The sequence below is a fragment of the Gelidimonas diazotrophica genome (assembly GCF_055694025.1).
Genome location: NZ_CM146349.1, coordinates 569,927 through 585,323, shown reverse-complemented (window position 1 = coordinate 585,323; position 15,397 = coordinate 569,927). Strand labels below are relative to the sequence as shown.

The 15,397-nt window shown below is 52.8% G+C and carries 16 protein-coding genes and 1 tRNA gene; 10 read left to right on the top strand and 7 right to left on the bottom strand.

Annotated elements, in window-relative coordinates:
- Positions 1-26 precede the first annotated feature (26 nt).
- Together clpA and clpS are read right to left on the bottom strand one after the other, a co-directional pair.
- A complete protein-coding gene (gene clpA, locus KGFNPO_RS02770) occupies positions 27-2,330 on the bottom strand; it encodes an ATP-dependent Clp protease ATP-binding subunit ClpA (protein ID WP_472632994.1) in 2,304 nt (767 codons plus the stop codon).
- A complete protein-coding gene (clpS, locus tag KGFNPO_RS02765; RefSeq protein WP_472614648.1) occupies positions 2,327-2,635 on the bottom strand; it encodes an ATP-dependent Clp protease adapter ClpS in 309 nt (102 codons plus the stop codon). The genes clpA and clpS overlap by 4 nt, the downstream gene beginning before the upstream one ends.
- 331 nt (positions 2,636-2,966) lie before the next feature.
- Here clpS and cspE point away from each other — a divergent pair, with 331 nt between their 5' ends.
- Positions 2,967-3,170 carry a transcription antiterminator/RNA stability regulator CspE gene (gene cspE, locus KGFNPO_RS02760; RefSeq protein WP_010395943.1) on the top strand — a complete coding sequence of 68 codons (204 nt, stop codon included), beginning with the start codon at positions 2,967-2,969 and terminating at the stop codon, positions 3,168-3,170.
- Positions 3,171-3,353: 183 nt separating this feature from the next.
- Here the strand turns inward: cspE and icd are convergent, their stop codons facing one another.
- Positions 3,354-4,607: an NADP-dependent isocitrate dehydrogenase gene (icd, locus tag KGFNPO_RS02755; RefSeq protein WP_472632993.1), complete on the bottom strand. Its 1,254-nt coding sequence runs from the start codon at positions 4,605-4,607 to the stop codon at positions 3,354-3,356.
- 181 nt (positions 4,608-4,788) lie between these two features.
- Here icd and KGFNPO_RS02750 point away from each other — a divergent pair, with 181 nt between their 5' ends.
- Positions 4,789-5,346 carry a pseudouridine synthase gene (locus tag KGFNPO_RS02750; RefSeq protein WP_472632992.1) on the top strand — a complete coding sequence of 186 codons (558 nt, stop codon included), beginning with the start codon at positions 4,789-4,791 and terminating at the stop codon, positions 5,344-5,346.
- A gap of 87 nt (positions 5,347-5,433) precedes the next feature.
- On the top strand, positions 5,434-5,895 hold the full coding sequence (locus tag KGFNPO_RS02745; protein ID WP_472632991.1) for a DUF192 domain-containing protein: 462 nt from the start codon (positions 5,434-5,436) through the stop codon (positions 5,893-5,895).
- A 116-nt stretch (positions 5,896-6,011) separates the two neighbouring features.
- Here the strand turns inward: KGFNPO_RS02745 and rpsT are convergent, their stop codons facing one another.
- Positions 6,012-6,275, bottom strand: coding sequence for a 30S ribosomal protein S20 (rpsT, locus tag KGFNPO_RS02740; RefSeq protein WP_472614644.1), 264 nt, complete (start codon positions 6,273-6,275; stop codon positions 6,012-6,014).
- A 213-nt stretch (positions 6,276-6,488) separates the two neighbouring features.
- Here rpsT and murJ point away from each other — a divergent pair, with 213 nt between their 5' ends.
- The gene (gene murJ / locus KGFNPO_RS02735; protein WP_472632990.1) at positions 6,489-8,039 is read left to right on the top strand and encodes a murein biosynthesis integral membrane protein MurJ; all 1,551 of its coding nucleotides are present in this window, start codon (positions 6,489-6,491) and stop codon (positions 8,037-8,039) included.
- A 50-nt stretch (positions 8,040-8,089) separates the two neighbouring features.
- Positions 8,090-8,929 carry a SirB1 family protein gene (locus KGFNPO_RS02730; protein ID WP_472632989.1) on the top strand — a complete coding sequence of 280 codons (840 nt, stop codon included), beginning with the start codon at positions 8,090-8,092 and terminating at the stop codon, positions 8,927-8,929.
- 135 nt (positions 8,930-9,064) lie between these two features.
- Here the strand turns inward: KGFNPO_RS02730 and KGFNPO_RS02725 are convergent, their stop codons facing one another.
- Positions 9,065-10,966: an ATP-binding cassette domain-containing protein gene (locus tag KGFNPO_RS02725; RefSeq protein WP_472634372.1), complete on the bottom strand. Its 1,902-nt coding sequence runs from the start codon at positions 10,964-10,966 to the stop codon at positions 9,065-9,067.
- 200 nt (positions 10,967-11,166) lie between these two features.
- On the opposite strand from KGFNPO_RS02725, the gene KGFNPO_RS02720 reads away from it, so the two are divergent.
- The 4 genes from KGFNPO_RS02720 (at position 11,167) to KGFNPO_RS02705 (ending at position 12,356) form a co-directional block, all read left to right on the top strand.
- Positions 11,167-11,241: transfer RNA gene (locus KGFNPO_RS02720), tRNA-Arg, on the top strand.
- A gap of 214 nt (positions 11,242-11,455) precedes the next feature.
- Positions 11,456-11,779, top strand: coding sequence for a type II toxin-antitoxin system RelE/ParE family toxin (locus tag KGFNPO_RS02715; RefSeq protein WP_472632988.1), 324 nt, complete (start codon positions 11,456-11,458; stop codon positions 11,777-11,779).
- Positions 11,751-12,062 carry a helix-turn-helix domain-containing protein gene (locus tag KGFNPO_RS02710; protein ID WP_472632987.1) on the top strand — a complete coding sequence of 104 codons (312 nt, stop codon included), beginning with the start codon at positions 11,751-11,753 and terminating at the stop codon, positions 12,060-12,062. The genes KGFNPO_RS02715 and KGFNPO_RS02710 overlap by 29 nt, the downstream gene beginning before the upstream one ends.
- A 102-nt stretch (positions 12,063-12,164) precedes the next feature.
- A complete protein-coding gene (locus KGFNPO_RS02705; RefSeq protein WP_472632986.1) occupies positions 12,165-12,356 on the top strand; it encodes a hypothetical protein in 192 nt (63 codons plus the stop codon).
- A gap of 53 nt (positions 12,357-12,409) precedes the next feature.
- Here KGFNPO_RS02705 and KGFNPO_RS02700 read toward each other — a convergent pair whose 3' ends face one another.
- Positions 12,410-13,315, bottom strand: a complete 906-nt coding sequence (locus KGFNPO_RS02700; protein WP_472632985.1) for a LysR family transcriptional regulator — start codon at positions 13,313-13,315, stop codon at positions 12,410-12,412.
- 110 nt (positions 13,316-13,425) lie between these two features.
- Here KGFNPO_RS02700 and KGFNPO_RS02695 point away from each other — a divergent pair, with 110 nt between their 5' ends.
- The gene (locus tag KGFNPO_RS02695; RefSeq protein ID WP_472632984.1) at positions 13,426-14,511 is read left to right on the top strand and encodes an MBL fold metallo-hydrolase; all 1,086 of its coding nucleotides are present in this window, start codon (positions 13,426-13,428) and stop codon (positions 14,509-14,511) included.
- Positions 14,512-14,589: 78 nt separating this feature from the next.
- Here the strand turns inward: KGFNPO_RS02695 and KGFNPO_RS02690 are convergent, their stop codons facing one another.
- On the bottom strand, positions 14,590-15,393 hold the full coding sequence (locus tag KGFNPO_RS02690) for a transporter substrate-binding domain-containing protein (RefSeq protein WP_472632983.1): 804 nt from the start codon (positions 15,391-15,393) through the stop codon (positions 14,590-14,592).
- Positions 15,394-15,397 lie beyond the last annotated feature (4 nt).

Sequence of the window (15,397 nt, the reverse complement as noted above, 5' to 3'; positions counted from 1 at the left end):
TTTAGTATTGATTTACGGCTATAAAATCATTCGAGTTCCGTGGCCAGTGATGGCGCCGGTGGCGGAACCGGATCACCTTCTTCCGGATAGCTCAAGCTGATCTGCTCCTTGTCATCCAAGTCGACTGTCACGCGGCCGCCGCTAACCAATTTTCCGAACAGCAATTCATCGGCCAAGGCCTTGCGTATCAGATCCTGGATCAAACGCGCCATCGGCCGTGCGCCCATCTGCGGATCGAAACCCTTCTTGGCCAGGAACTTGCGCAAGTCTTCGGTGAAAATCGCTTCCACTTTCTTCTCGTGCAATTGCTCTTCCAGTTGCATCAGGAACTTGTCTACCACGCGCAAGATGATTTCTTCGTCCAAGGCGCGGAAACTGATGATCGCATCCAGGCGGTTGCGGAATTCAGGCGAAAACATGCGCTTGATGTCGATCATTTCATCGCCGGCCTCTTTTTTCTCGGTAAAACCGATCGACCGTTTTTGCAGGCTTTCGGCCCCTGCATTGGTGGTCATGATGATGATCACATTGCGGAAATCCGCTTTGCGGCCATTATTATCAGTCAGCGTGCCATGGTCCATTACCTGCAGCAGGATATTGAAAATATCGGGATGCGCCTTTTCAATTTCGTCCAGCAACAACACGGAATGTGGTTTCTTGGTGATCGCTTCGGTCAACAAGCCGCCCTGATCAAAGCCGACGTAGCCCGGCGGCGCGCCGATCAGCCGGCTAACCGCATGGCGTTCCATGTATTCCGACATATCGAACCTGATCATATCGATACCGAGAACGAAAGCCAACTGCTTGGCGACCTCGGTCTTGCCTACACCAGTAGGACCGGAAAACAGGAATGAACCAATCGGCTTGTCGGTCTTGCCCAAACCGGCACGCGCCATCTTGATGGCGGAAGCCAACGCTTCAATTGCCGGTTCCTGGCCGAACACCACATTCTTCAGGTCGCGGTCAATCGTCTGCAGCTTGCTGCGATCATCCTGGTTGACCGATTGCGGCGGAATGCGGGCAATTTTGGAAATGATGTCCTCGATTTCCGCCTTGCCGATGATTTTTTTCTGCTTTGATTTGGGCAGAATGCGCTGCGCCGCACCGGCTTCATCGATCACGTCGATCGCCTTATCGGGCAGATGACGGTCATTGATGAAGCGCGCTGACAATTCCGCTGCAGTGGTCAGCGCAGAAGCCGAATACTTGACCCCATGATGTTCCTCGAAACGGGATTTCAAGCCACGTAGAATTTGCACCGTTTGCTCCACGGTCGGCTCATTTACATCCACTTTCTGGAAGCGCCGCGACAGCGCATGATCTTTCTCGAAGATGCCGCGAAATTCTGTGTATGTGGTGGCGCCAATACATTTCAACTGACCATTGGCAAGCGCCGGCTTGAGCAGGTTGGAGGCGTCAAGCGTGCCACCAGAAGCCGAACCAGCACCGATGATGGTATGAATCTCGTCGATAAACAAAATGCCGTTCGGATTGTCCTTGAGCTGCTTGAGCACTGCCTTCAGGCGTTGTTCAAAGTCGCCGCGATACTTGGTCCCGGCCAGCAAAGCCCCCATATCGAGCGAATAGACAATACCGCTGTTCAGGATTTCGGGCACATTGCCTTGCGTGATGCGCCACGCCAAACCCTCGGCAATCGCGGTCTTGCCGACGCCGGCCTCGCCCACCAGCAGCGGGTTGTTCTTGCGGCGGCGGCACAAGATCTGAATCACGCGATCGATCTCCGCTTCCCGTCCAATAAGGGGATCGATCCGCCCTTCGGCAGCAGCCTTATTAAGATTCTGCGTATATTGGTCGAGCGGGCTTTCTTTCTGCTGCCCTTCCGTGTGCACTTCATCTGCACTTTCCGACGGCTTTTGCGGATCGGATTGCTGATCCTTGCGCACCCCGTGCGAAATGAAATTCACAACATCGAGGCGCGTGACGCCTTGTTGATGCAGATAATAGACTGCGTGCGAATCTTTCTCACCGAAAATGGCGACCAAAACATTGGCGCCAGTAACCTCATTCTTGCCGTTTGAGGCAGACTGGACGTGCATGATTGCACGCTGAATCACCCGCTGGAAACCTAGCGTCGGCTGCGTGTCAACTTCGCTCGTACCCGCCACCGTCGGCGTATTGTCGGCGACAAAATTGGACAGTGTTTTGCGCAAGTCGTCGATACTGACTGCACACGCACGCAATACTTCTGCTGCAGATGGATTGTCCAGCAGCGCGAGCAACAGATGCTCGACAGTGATGAACTCATGTCGTGCCTGACGGGCTTCGACAAAAGCCATGTGCAAACTTACTTCCAAATCCTGGGCAATCATACTTCCTCCATCACGCATTGCAGGGGATGCCCCGCTTTACGGGCATGCGTTAAAACAAGATCCACTTTAGTCGACGCTATGTCTTTCGAATATACGCCACATACCGCTTTACCGTCGCGATGGACCTTGAGCATCAAATGCGTCGCGGTCTCGCGATCCTTGTTGAAATACTCCTGAATAATCGCAACCACAAACTCCATCGGTGTGTAATCGTCATTGAGCAATAACACCTGATACATAGATGGTGCCTTTAATTTCTGTTCACGCTGCTCGATGAGCGTACTGTTTTCATGCTTAATGGCCATGCGTCTATTCTTAATCCGTTCGACTTCAGATACAACGCGTCATAACCGACGTCCAGTATTCATTTCTTTCGATATTACGCGGTTTCTTTCCTGTTCGCAGATGGCACCTGCAAAGATCAAATCAAGAGCATTTTGTTCGATCTAGCGCAATAAAATATGTTTACCGATTAAAAATCGCTTGACCATAAATTTTTTTCCGAGAACAATAGTATTTATTGCAAGGAAAGAAAATTTTCTTGTCAATATATAAGTGGGTACTTAGTTTGAAGCAGCAATTTTGATGTTTCTTGCTTTATGACTCGTGTGATTTTTTTTATTTGAAAGATGCATTATGGCAACAGGTACAGTCAAGTGGTTCAACGATTCTAAAGGCTTCGGCTTTATCACTCCAGATGATGGTGGAGAAGATCTGTTTGCGCACTTTTCCGCAATTAACATGAACGGATTCAAGACCCTCAAAGAAGGTCAAAAAGTTCAGTTCGAAGTCACGCAAGGCCCTAAAGGCAAGCAAGCTTCAAATATCCAGGCTGCATAATTTTTGGATTAAAAAAGTTTTCGGAAAACCCTGCATTGCAGGGTTTTTTTTCGCCCATAGATGACAGAACATGCGGCAATCTTCGAGAAAACCCGCTGCACCCAATGAAAAAAGGCCGGATTTAATCCGGCCTTTTGATGTGTGACGCTAATAACTATTCATCATTAACGGCGGTAGTGCAATTTACATATTTTCAATCATGACGTCGCCAAAACCGGAGCAAGACATCTGAGTGGCGCCTTCCATCAGACGGGCAAAGTCGTATGTAACTTTTTTCGATGCAATCGATTTTTGCATCGAAGCGATGATCAGATCCGCCGCTTCCAACCAGCCCATATGGCGCAACATCATTTCTGCCGACAAGATCAGTGAACCAGGATTAACATAATCTTTTCCTGCGTATTTTGGTGCGGTACCGTGAGTCGCTTCAAACATTGCAATTGAATCCGACAGATTGGCACCCGGAGCAATTCCGATACCACCGACCTGAGCCGCCAGTGCGTCCGAGATGAAGTCGCCGTTCAGGTTCAATGTCGCAATGACGCTGTACTCGGCGGGACGCAACAGAATCTGCTGCAGGAATGCATCTGCAATCGAATCCTTGACGACGATGTCTTTGCCGGTCTTCGGATTTTTGAATTTGCACCATGGGCCGCCATCGATTAGTTCGGCGCCAAATTCTTTTTGCGCCAAGGCATAAGCCCAGTCGCGGAAGCCGCCTTCGGTGTATTTCATGATGTTGCCTTTGTGCACAATCGTCACAGATGGCTTGTCATTGTCAATTGCATACTGGATTGCCTTTCGCACCAGACGCTCGGTACCTTCGCTGGACACCGGCTTGATGCCGATCCCGGAAGTATTCGGGAAACGAATTTTCGTGACGCCCATTTCATTGATCAGGAAATCGATTATTTTCTTGGCTTCATCCGTACCTGCCTGGAATTCGATCCCGGCATAAATGTCTTCCGAGTTTTCCCGGAAAATCACCATATCGGTCTTTTGCGGTTCACGCACTGGCGAAGGCACACCAGTGAAATAACGCACTGGGCGCAGGCAAACATACAGATCCAGCGCTTGGCGCATTGCCACATTCAGTGAGCGAATGCCGCCGCCAACCGGCGTGGTCAATGGACCCTTGATCGAGACTACGAAGTCCTTCAGAACCTGCAGCGTTTCTTCTGGCAGCCATACGTCCGGACCATATACCTGCGTCGCTTTTTCGCCAGCATAGATTTCCATCCAGTTGATCTTGCGCTTGCCGTCGTATGCTTTGGCGACAGCAGCGTCAATTACCTTGATCATCACTGGACTGATATCAACACCAGTACCGTCGCCTTCGATATAAGGAATAATCGGGTTATCTGGAACGGTCAATGAAAAATTGGCATTGACGGTAATTTTCTTGCCGTCGGCTGGAACTTTGATATGTTGATACATCGTTGTCTCCGAAGTTGAGGCGAAAAAGAGCGTACATCACTCTATGTGAACATCTGAATACTGCTGACTTTTGCAATTAATCGAATGTATCTTGATTATGTCTTATATAAGACATAAGACTAGAATTTCATATTATGCGCTTGTATTTTACTTGATGCCATGTTTTTGCGACACTAGCAGCATGCCACTTATATTATTCAACAAACCGTTTCAAGTGATGTGCCAGTTTTCTACGCATCCGACACGCCAAACACTGGCCGATTATCTCGACATTCCGAACGTCTACCCGGCCGGTCGACTGGATGCCGATAGCGAGGGATTGCTGCTGCTCACGGATGACGGCAAGCTTCAGCACGATATCAGCCACCCGGATCATAAACAACCGAAAACTTATATCGTCCAGGTAGAAGGTACGCCCGACCCCACCATACTGGCGCGCTTACGCTATCCGCTTAATCTCGGGGACTTCGTTACCCAACCGTGTATTGTCAGGAAAATTTATCAGCCTGAATGGCTATGGCCGCGCAATCCGCCGATACGGGAACGCAACAATCATCCGACTAGCTGGCTGTCCATCACGCTATCCGAAGGCAAGAATCGTCAGATTCGACGAATGACAGCAGCGGTTGGCCTGCCCACTCTTAGGTTGGTGCGCATCGCCATTGGTAACATTTCCCTGCAATCCCATCCACTTATGCCTGGAGAATGGCGCACGGTATCGCCTGCTGAAATACGATAATTTTTAGATGAAAATTGTAAAAGGCCCGATGTACCGAGCCTTTTTACGTCAAAATGCGTATCTTCTTTTCAGCCAAGGAATTTCAACATGAACAGGCAGACGCGTCAGTGCATTGGGCTTTTTAGCGCTTTTTTGGTCTGCGTTGCGATACCCGCAACACCCGCATACGCGCAGCAAACGCAAAAGTTTCGCAGCACTACGCTAAGTGCCGGAATGTATGCAATCAAGGCGGAAGTCGCCGCCAATGAGGCCGAGCGTCAACAGGGTTTGATGTTTCGTGAAAAAATGGCCAGCAACGAAGGAATGATATTCGACTTCGAGGCACCCGCAGGCGTTTGCATGTGGATGAAAAACACCTTGATTCCACTCTCGGTTGCGTTCATTGACAGCAGTGGAAAAATTGTCAATATCGAGGATATGCAACCACAAACCACCAATTCGCATTGCGCAAAAAAAGCCGTTCGCTATGCGCTGGAAATGAACCAGGGTTGGTTCAAGCAGAAAAATGTCAAACCCGGCAGCGTAATAAGTGGATTAGTCCCGAACTGAGCCTGCTTACCGAAAGATATAGCAACGACGAAAAAACCCGCGCGACAAAATCAAGCGGGTTTTTCAATCAATCAAGCACATTGCTTCCAGCGCAGGCCGGAACAATGGAAAACTAATTAAGCTAGTGCTTTCAGAGCTGCAGCAAGACGGCTCTTATGGCGTGCAGCCTTGTTTTTGTGAATGATTTTTTTGTCTGCAATGCGGTCGATCGTTGAAATAGACGATTGATAGATTGCGGCTGCAGCTACTTTGTCGCCTGCAGCAATTGCCTTGCGAACAGCTTTGATTGCTGTACGCAATGTGGAACGCTGGCTGGAATTATGCGCGTTCAGTTTGACTGCTTGACGAGCGCGCTTGCGTGCTTGTGCTGTATTTGCCATGAGTATTTCCTAAAACAAGGTCAAAGTGCGTTCGCAAACCTGAGTGTTGCGAGATAAAAATTCTGTGAAGCCACGCATTATAGCGGTATTTTTTTAAACGAGCAAATCGATGCTGGCGCACCACAACAAATCAAGTAGCATTTGCTGGAACAGCAGTGTATAGGAAGCGCTTGCTACAGGTTGCAATGCTCTGAGCGGCTATAATTCCGGCCCATGAACTTGCTTAAAACACTTGCCACCGTATCGGGCATGACGATGCTATCCCGCGTGACAGGTCTGCTGCGCGAGTTTCTGATCGCACGCGCGTTCGGCGCTTCTGCTTATACAGATGCGTTTTTCGTCGCTTTCCGCATTCCCAATCTGCTGCGCCGACTGTTTGCGGAAGGTGCCTTTTCCCAGGCGTTTGTACCGATTCTGGCTGAATACAAGAACCAGAAAGGCGATCAGCCAACCAGGGAACTGATCGATCATGTCGCCACCGTGCTGACCTGGACGTTGCTCATTACCTGCATCGTCGGTATTTTGGCAGCGCCTGCGGTGGTGTATCTGATTGCCACCGGCTTGAAATCCAATGCGCAAGTGTTTGATGTCTCGGTCATGATGACGCGCATCATGTTTCCGTATATCGGCTTCATGTCGCTGGTGGCGCTGTCTGGCGGCATCCTCAATACCTGGCGCGAATTCAAGATTCCTGCCCTGACGCCGGTGTTGCTGAATCTGTCTTTCATCGTCGCTTCGCTATTCTTGGCGCCGATGTTGAAGCAACCGGTGTACGCACTGGCGATTGCGGTGTTTGTCGGCGGCATATTGCAACTGGCGGTGCAAATCCCGGCGCTGCTGAAAATCGGCATGCTGCCGCGCATCTCGCTCAATCCGGTATTTTGTCTGCGCGATGCGGGCGTGCGGCGGGTACTCAAACAGATGGTGCCGGCGACTTTTGCGGTGTCAGTGGCGCAAATCAGCCTGATGATCAATACTAATATCGCTTCCCGCATGGCCAACGGCAGCGTTTCATGGCTGTCTTATGCGGATCGCCTGATGGAATTCCCCACCGCGCTACTGGGCGTGGCGCTCGGCACGATCTTGCTGCCGAGTCTGTCGAAAGCCAATTCCGATGGCGATAAAGTCGAATATTCGGCGCTGCTGGACTGGGGCTTGCGGCTCACTTTCCTGCTCGCATTGCCGGCCGCAGTGGGGCTATTAACCTTGGCCGAACCGCTGACGGCGACGCTATTTCATTATGGCAAGTTCGCCGCGCGCGATGTCGCCATGACAGGCAATGCGCTGGTGGCTTACGGCGTCGGCCTGATCGGCCTGATTCTGGTCAAAATCCTGGCGCCTGGATTTTATGCCAAACAGGACATCCGCACGCCGGTCAAGATTGCCGTCGGCGTCTTGATCGCCACCCAGTTGATGAACCTGCTTTTCGTGCCGTGGATTGCGCATGCCGGACTGGCACTGTCGATCGGCCTGGCCGCCTGCTTGAACGCGCTGTTACTGTATTTCGGCCTGCGCCGGCGCAAAATCTACACGCCCAAAGAAGGCTGGGGACTGTTTATGATCCGTCTTGTCGGCGCCCTGTTTCTGCTGGCCGGGGTCGCGCTCTGGAGCGCCGCGCAAGTCGACTGGATGGGCTTGAAGGCGCATCCGCTGATGCGCATCGGCGCCCTGTTCCTGGTCATTAGCCTGTGCGTCGCGACCTACTTCAGCGCGTTGCTGGCGATGGGCTTTCGGTTCAGGGATTTCAAGCGAATCGCGCTGTAAATACCAACCCGCTTGCAGCCGAATAACGTGATTACTGGCAAAATAGTCCAATGATGATTCAGCCGCTCGATTACTTTGCCACCTTGGTCAGTCAGGACGATGCGATTCCGCTGTTCGAGGCGGCGCTCGCCGTCGCGCAGGGTATCGATGAACGGCTTGATTTTGACGCCACCCAAGCCGCGGTCGATAGCTTTGCCGCCACCTTGCAGCGACGGCTGGCGCCGGATATGACCGATATTCAAAAGTTGCGCTTGCTCAATCAGTATTTCTACGGTGAATTGGGCTTTGGCGGCAACGTCAACCATTTTTACGACATCGGCAACAGCCTCATGCCGCAAGTTATCGCAACGCGACGCGGGATTCCGATTTCTCTGGCCATACTCTTCATGGAAGTGGCGCAGCAAATCGGCCTGGAAATGAAAGGGATAGCTTTTCCTGGACATTTCCTGATGTGCTTGTCAGTCCCAAGCGGCGAAATCATTCTCGACCCGCTCAACGGCAATAGTTTGACGCGAGAGGTACTGGAAGAGCGGCTGTTGCCGCATATCGAACCGGCGGAAGAGCCGCAGAAAAGTACGCTGGCGCACTATCTACACGCAGCCCATCCGCGCGAAATACTGGCGCGCATGTTGCGCAACCTGAAATCCATCCTGGTAGAAGAAAGAAGCTGGGAGGCATTTCTGGCGGTGCAGCAAAGGCTGGTCATCTTGTTGCCGGAAGACATTACCGAGCGCCGCGACCGCGGCCTGGCGTATGCCAACCTGTCGCGCCCGCAGCCGGCGCTGCAGGATCTGGAAACCTATCTGGCCAAACGACCGTATGCGCCGGACGCCGACACGCTGCGCGAAAGGCTGCCGGGACTGCGGCAAGCCTGCAAACGCACCAGCTGATTTCCTGCTGCCGGGCAACCGGCATTCAGGGCCAATACTAATGCCGGTATTTTTTTAGTCGCACTAAATAATTGCGGGAGTAATGCACTTTTAATGCATACTCCCCGCAAATAATAGAATGAAAGAATGACCGAGTTAGCCCTTGGCGCGTGTCTCGATGACTTCCCACTGTTCCAGCGCATCCAGCAATAACGCATCGATCTCGGCAAAGCGCGCATTGAGCCGTTTGCCCTCAGCCGCCGGCTGCTTGTATAGATCGGGGTCGGCCAAACGCTCGGAAATCGTTTTCTGCTCGGCTTCCAGACTGGCGATCAGCTTCGGCAGTTCTTCCAGTTCGCGCTGCTCCTTGTAACTGAGCTTTTTCTTCGGCGCAACCGCTGCCACTTCCTGTTTCGGCTCGGCCTTCAGTTCAGCCTTGGCAGCCTTGATGACTGCCGCCTGCGACGGCCGCACGCGTTCCCAATCGCTATAGCCGCCGATATATTCGCGCCACAGGCCATCGCCCTCGGAAACGATCACTTCGGTCACCACATTGTCGAGGAAGGTGCGGTCATGGCTGACCAGAAATACCGTGCCCTTGTAATCTTCCAGCAACTCTTCCAGCAACTCCAGCGTATCGATATCCAGATCATTGGTCGGTTCATCCAGCACCAGCACATTGGCCGGCTTGGCGAACAGGCGCGCCAGCAACAGCCGGTTGCGCTCGCCGCCGGACAGCGATTTGACCGGTGAACGGGCCCGCTCCGGCGAAAACAGGAAATCGTTCAAATACGTCATCACATGGCGGCGCTGTCCGTTGATCTCGACCCAATCGCTGCCCGGCGCGATGGTGTCGGCCAGACTGCCGTTCTCGTCAAGCTGGGTGCGCATCTGGTCGAAATACGCGATTTGCAGCTTGGTGCCTTGCTTAATGCTGCCGGAATCCGGCTGTTCCTGGCCCAAAATCATTTTCAGCAACGTGGTCTTGCCGGCACCGTTGGCGCCGATCAGACCGATCTTGTCGCCACGCAACAAAGTCGCACTGAAATCGCGCACGATGACCTTGTCGCCATAACTCTTCGATACATTTTCCAGCTCGGCCACGATCTTGCCGGAGCGCTCACCTGACGACACCGCCAGATTGACCTGCCCTTGCTGATTGCGACGGGCGTCGCGATTCAGACGCAATGCTTCCAGACGGCGCACGCGGCCTTCGTCGCGCACCCGGCGCGCTTTCACGCCTTTGCGAATCCAGACTTCTTCCTGTGCCAGGAACTTGTCAAATTTGGCGTTTTCGACCTCTTCGATCTCCAATTGCTCGGCCTTGCGCACTTCGTAGGCAGTGTAATTACCCGGAAACGACAACAGGCGGCCACGATCGAGTTCGACGATGCGAGTGGCGACATTGTCCAGAAAACTGCGGTCATGGGTAATGAACAGCACGCTGCCTTTATAGTCGCGCAGCAAGCTTTCCAGCCACAGAATCGAGCTGAAATCGAGATGGTTGGTCGGCTCGTCGAGCAGCAAAACGTCTGGTGCGCTGACCAGCGCGCAAGCCAGCGCCACGCGCTTTTGCATGCCGCCCGAAAGCGTCCCCATTTTTGATCCACCTTCCAGGTTCAGGCGGTCCAGCGTGGTTTCAACCTTGTTGTTCAGGCTCCAGGCGTCGGCCGCATCCAGCTTGACCTGAATGTCGTGCATGCGCTCCATCAACGCGTCATCGTCATCACCGCCAAATTGCCCGGTCAAAGCCTCATACTCCATCAGCAACGCCGCCATCTCGCCCATGCCTGAAGCGACTGCATCGAATACTGTCACATCCGGCTCGAAATGCGGTTCCTGTTCGACATACGCAACCTTGATCCCCTGCTGCATCGACAGCAAGCCGTCATCCAGTTTGGAAGTGCCGGCGATGACCTTAAGCAAGGAAGATTTACCGGTGCCGTTGCGGCCGATCAAGCCGACCCGCTCGGCGGAGTCGAACGAAAATTCAGCATGATCGAGTAAAGCTACATGACCGAAAGCAAGCTGCGCGTTAGAAAGAGAAATGACTGCCATAATGCCCTGATGATGGTTGAGCGGCACCGCAAAAGCGCCGACCGAAATGATGAATGAAGCACGCATTGTACCGATTGCCAGACAAAAGACACGATTCCGGGCAATTACGTCGGCTATAATTGCTGCCGTTTGATGCGATAATGCGCACGCAATTGCGAGCAAGCAAGCGCAAAAAATAGCAACTCAGCGCCACTAAACGTCTCCCCGTAGCACAATGGATAGTGCACATGCCTCCTAAGCGTGGGATACTGGTCCGATTCCAGTCGGGGGGACCAGTTACAAGTTTCAAGCAGCTCCAGAACATCCCAAAAGCCGCACTTCTCACTATGAGGATGCGGCTTTTTTGTTCCCGCAAGGCTCAACAAGGTGCATTGCCAGCCAAAAGCGGCGCGGCTTGTGGCTGGCAATGCGGCAAATACTTCGGCAATCTGGCGCGGGAATGGCACACCAACAAGTTGATTTAATACGTCTTTGACGTATAATATTCCCATGCTAACAATTATCGAAACCCCGACATTTCAGCGGCTTTGGCCTGCTTATTGGACCGAGGAAGAGCGAGCGGAATTTGCCGCGTATCTGGCGCAAACCCCTGAAGCTGGCGACGTGGTGAAAGGTTCCGGCGGCGTGCGCAAGGTCAGATGGAGCAGAAAAGGCGGCGGGAAATCTGGCGGCGTGCGGGTAATTTATTACAACCGGCTGGCAAATGGGGAAATCATTTTGATCTTCCTTTACGCAAAGAACGAATTCGATTCAATCGCCGGTGAAAAATTAAAGGAGTTGAAAAATGCCATCGAAAAAACCTATGGGCGATAAAGCGTTGCGCGCCTGGGAGGATTCCCGCGACATGGCCGCAGAACTGGAACAATCCATTAACGAAATGCTAGCCGGGCAAGGCAAGCCGGTGTCGGTATCCCCGGTAGTGACTGTGCGCATGCAGTCGGGTCTGTCGCAAAGTCGGTTTGCCAAGCTGTTGGGCGTATCGGTGCGCACCTTGCAGGAATGGGAGCAGGGACGACGCAACCCATCGGGAGCGGCGCAAACCCTGCTAACGATTGCTCTCCGGCATCCCGAAGTATTGCAAGAACTGGCGGCGTAAGGAAAACCATATTGCATGGCTTCACCAAAAAGACCCGATCCACACCCCAGGATGTGCATTGCACCTGGCTGAAAGCCGGATTGATTTTTAGGAGGAATACCGATGCCTATTGGAACAAATTTTGATGACTTCCTGAAAGAGGAATCGATATACGAGCGTTGCACCGCCGCTGCGGTAGAGAAGGTGCTGGCGGTGCAAATTGAAGAAACAATGAAGGCGCGAAGCCTTACCAAAACGGTGATGGCAAAGAAAATTCATACCAGCGGCGGCGCTGGGGAAGACATTCAAAATTGAACTTGTACCGGGTTAATGGCGAAGCGTTTCACCTGATCTGCCTAAGTCGTTGATTACAAATAGCCAAGTAGCGGCGGAATTTTTTCAGCAAGCGCGTCAATCACAACGCGTACACGCATCGGCAAAAAACGTCCAGGTGGCCAGAGGGCGTACATATCGCTAGCCGGCCCACGCAGTTCAGTGAGCACCTCAATCAATCGCCCCGACCGGAGGTGGTTTGCGATTAACCACGATGGCAGCCAAGCCAGTCCACCGCCCGCAACAGCAGCATCGGCAATGGCTTCCAGATCATCGAAGCGAATCCGCCCAGTCGTTTTTATTTCGTGTTGGCGTCCCTGATCGGCGAATAACCAGGGAACAACTTTATTCCCCTTGCCATAAGCAAGGGTGTCATGCGACGCAATCTGTTCCAGCCGCAAAGGCGCGTCACGGGTCTGAAGATAAGAAGGCGACGCACATAGCATCATGGTTTGCGCGCCCAATCGACGCGCTTTCAGATCCGCCTCATTGGCCAGCGTTCCGACGCGAACCACCAGATCAAAGCCATCTTCGAGTAGATCAACCGGGCGGTCCGTAAAAGCGACCTCTATTTCCAGTTGCGAATGCACACGTGCCAGATTGACCAGAATTGGCGCAATGCAGTATCGACCCAGTAAAACCGGCACGCTAATACGCACCCGGCCGATGGGTTCACGTTGCCCCGCATCGAAACTTTGTTCAGCTGCCTTGATTTCAGCCAGAGCACCCGAGCAACGTTCATAGAACAACGCGCCTTCGTCTGTCAAACTCAAACTGCGGGTCGTGCGATGAAATAGTCGCACCCCAAGGCGCTCCTCCAGCCGGGCAACGGCCTTGCCTACTGCTGAACGCGACAAACCCATCTGCTCGGCTGCAACTGCAAAGCTGGCTGCTTCTGCTGCTCGCACAAAAGCAGCAACTCCACGCAGTTGATCGCTCACCACTCGCTCCATTGACGCCAAAAGATCTCCAATATAAAGAATATTTGTCTTTACTGAAGATCTATTTTCTCTTATATCCTGATGTATTCATATAGTTCAAGAGGAAATTCATGTTGATCAAACAAGTAATGCACCGGTCAATGCGCTCCAAGTTCAGGCGCGAGAATCTGAAGCTGGTGGATATTCCGTTTATGAAATCACTTACCAAACGCGTATGGGATTTTCTTGAGACTTGCATGATGGTCAGCGCCATTGCGGCGGGCAGTGCAGCTGCACCGTCAGTGTTCGCTGAAACGCTACCGCAACAGAAGGAACAAGCACCCGGCTATTTTCGAATGGCGCTTGGGAAATTCGAAGTTACCGCTTTGTACGATGGATCTGTGGATATCGATTCCTCGCTTCTGAGCGGCGCAAGTAAAAAGACGATTCGGTCTTCGCTCGCGCAATCGTTTGTATCCGACTCCAAAGCAATCCAGACTGCAGTCAATGCCTATCTTGTTCACACCGACAAAAATTTGATTCTGATCGATACCGGGACTGCAAAATTATTCGGTCCCAACCTTGGCTTTGTGCCGGAAAACCTGCGCGCCGCAGGCTACGAACCGGCACAAATCGACACTATCTTGCTGACGCATCTGCATCCTGACCATGCCGGTGGCCTTCTAACGCCAGCGGGCGCGATGACATTTCCCAATGCCCAAGTCTTCGTGTCCCGGGCTGATGCCGACTACTGGCTGAACGAAACAAAGGCAGCAAACGCACCGAAGGATCAGCAAGCCCTCTTTAAAATGTCGCGTGATGCCGTCGCACCCTACCTTGCTGCCGGCAAACTGACTATCTTCGATGTGGGTCAAAAAATACTGGACGGCGTGACTGAGATTCCTGCCTCGGGACATACACCAGGGCACAGCGCTTATCTCGTTTCTTCCGAAGGCCAAGGTCTGCTTGTTTGGGGCGATATTGTGCATAGTCTTGCGGTGCAATTCCAGCACCCTGAAGTCGCCATCGAGTTCGACTGGAATCAGAAAAAAGCGGTTGCCACACGTCGGCGCATTCTTGCTTTAGCTGCGTCCCAGAAAATCTGGATTGCTGGGGCGCACATGCCTTTTCCCGGTATAGGACATGTGCGTTTGAATAGCGCTACGGCTTATGTTTGGGTGCCTGCCGAGTACCATCGATTGCGCGATGCACATTGATCAAGTCAATCGGAAAGTTGTATTGCTGTGAAGTCGGGCGATGTTTGATTGCTGATCGGGTGCGATCTGACTTCGCTTTCAATGACAGTCCGGTACGTTCTGGTCCAGATACACTTCAAAGGCAACGTCACTGGCCCATCTTTTCCTGATCTGGGGCCAGTAACTGTTTTCCGACCACGCACGCGCAGTTTTCTTCAGGAACGCCAGCGTATCGGCGTCGCCGGCAGGCGCGATCAGCACTAGCGTTGCGCGCGGCCCGACTTTCAGACGGGCTGAAAATTTCTTCCACTCCGGCAGTTTGAGCAGTGCATTTAGCATCGTATCGTCGTGCACGGCAGCGTCGCAAGCGCCGCTTCTGAGCGCCAGCAAGGAATCGGCCGGCGCTTTGGTGATTTTTTCAATCGCACCGTATTTGGCGGCCATGCTGCCGACATAAGCGCCGCCTTCGGATAGGCAAACGGTGCGTCCTTTGAGCTGTTCCGGCTGCTTGATATCGGTATCGGTGCGCAGGATTGCCAGCGGCGCGGCGGTGTAACCGGTCGGCACCACCGCTGCGTTGCGCAGTAACGGATGGGTGTCGGCAATCGCTGCCAGCACCACATCCGCCTTGCCGCTAGCCAGCAACTGCATGCGATTGGCAGTGGTTGCGCGCAGTGTGGTCAGCGGCACTTTCAGGCGCGCTGCAAGTTCTTTTGCCAGAATGGTTTCGATACTTTCCGAGGTGCGATATTTAGTGCCCGCCACATAAGGCGGCACGATGCTGCCCACGCCAACCGCTAACTTGGCACGCTCCGGCAAGCCGGCGGCCAATGCGGTGAGGCTGGCGCATCCCAAGATGGCAGCTATCAATGTACGCAGCAGAAATGACTGTTTGACCGACATCGCA

Coding starts and splice junctions, on each gene's coding strand:
- KGFNPO_RS02690 (WP_472632983.1), bottom strand. CDS start 15,393: ATGTCGGTCAAACAGTCATTTCTGCTGCGTACATTGATAGCTGCCATC.
- cspE (WP_010395943.1), top strand. CDS start 2,967: ATGGCAACAGGTACAGTCAAGTGGTTCAACGATTCTAAAGGCTTCGGC.
- KGFNPO_RS02750 (WP_472632992.1), top strand. CDS start 4,789: ATGCCACTTATATTATTCAACAAACCGTTTCAAGTGATGTGCCAGTTT.
- murJ (WP_472632990.1), top strand. CDS start 6,489: ATGAACTTGCTTAAAACACTTGCCACCGTATCGGGCATGACGATGCTA.
- KGFNPO_RS02730 (WP_472632989.1), top strand. CDS start 8,090: ATGATGATTCAGCCGCTCGATTACTTTGCCACCTTGGTCAGTCAGGAC.
- KGFNPO_RS02695 (WP_472632984.1), top strand. CDS start 13,426: ATGTTGATCAAACAAGTAATGCACCGGTCAATGCGCTCCAAGTTCAGG.
- icd (WP_472632993.1), bottom strand. CDS start 4,607: ATGTATCAACATATCAAAGTTCCAGCCGACGGCAAGAAAATTACCGTC.
- KGFNPO_RS02715 (WP_472632988.1), top strand. CDS start 11,456: ATGCTAACAATTATCGAAACCCCGACATTTCAGCGGCTTTGGCCTGCT.
- KGFNPO_RS02745 (WP_472632991.1), top strand. CDS start 5,434: ATGAACAGGCAGACGCGTCAGTGCATTGGGCTTTTTAGCGCTTTTTTG.
- KGFNPO_RS02705 (WP_472632986.1), top strand. CDS start 12,165: ATGCCTATTGGAACAAATTTTGATGACTTCCTGAAAGAGGAATCGATA.
- clpS (WP_472614648.1), bottom strand. CDS start 2,635: ATGGCCATTAAGCATGAAAACAGTACGCTCATCGAGCAGCGTGAACAG.
- KGFNPO_RS02725 (WP_472634372.1), bottom strand. CDS start 10,966: ATGGCAGTCATTTCTCTTTCTAACGCGCAGCTTGCTTTCGGTCATGTA.
- KGFNPO_RS02710 (WP_472632987.1), top strand. CDS start 11,751: ATGCCATCGAAAAAACCTATGGGCGATAAAGCGTTGCGCGCCTGGGAG.
- clpA (WP_472632994.1), bottom strand. CDS start 2,330: ATGATTGCCCAGGATTTGGAAGTAAGTTTGCACATGGCTTTTGTCGAA.
- rpsT (WP_472614644.1), bottom strand. CDS start 6,275: ATGGCAAATACAGCACAAGCACGCAAGCGCGCTCGTCAAGCAGTCAAA.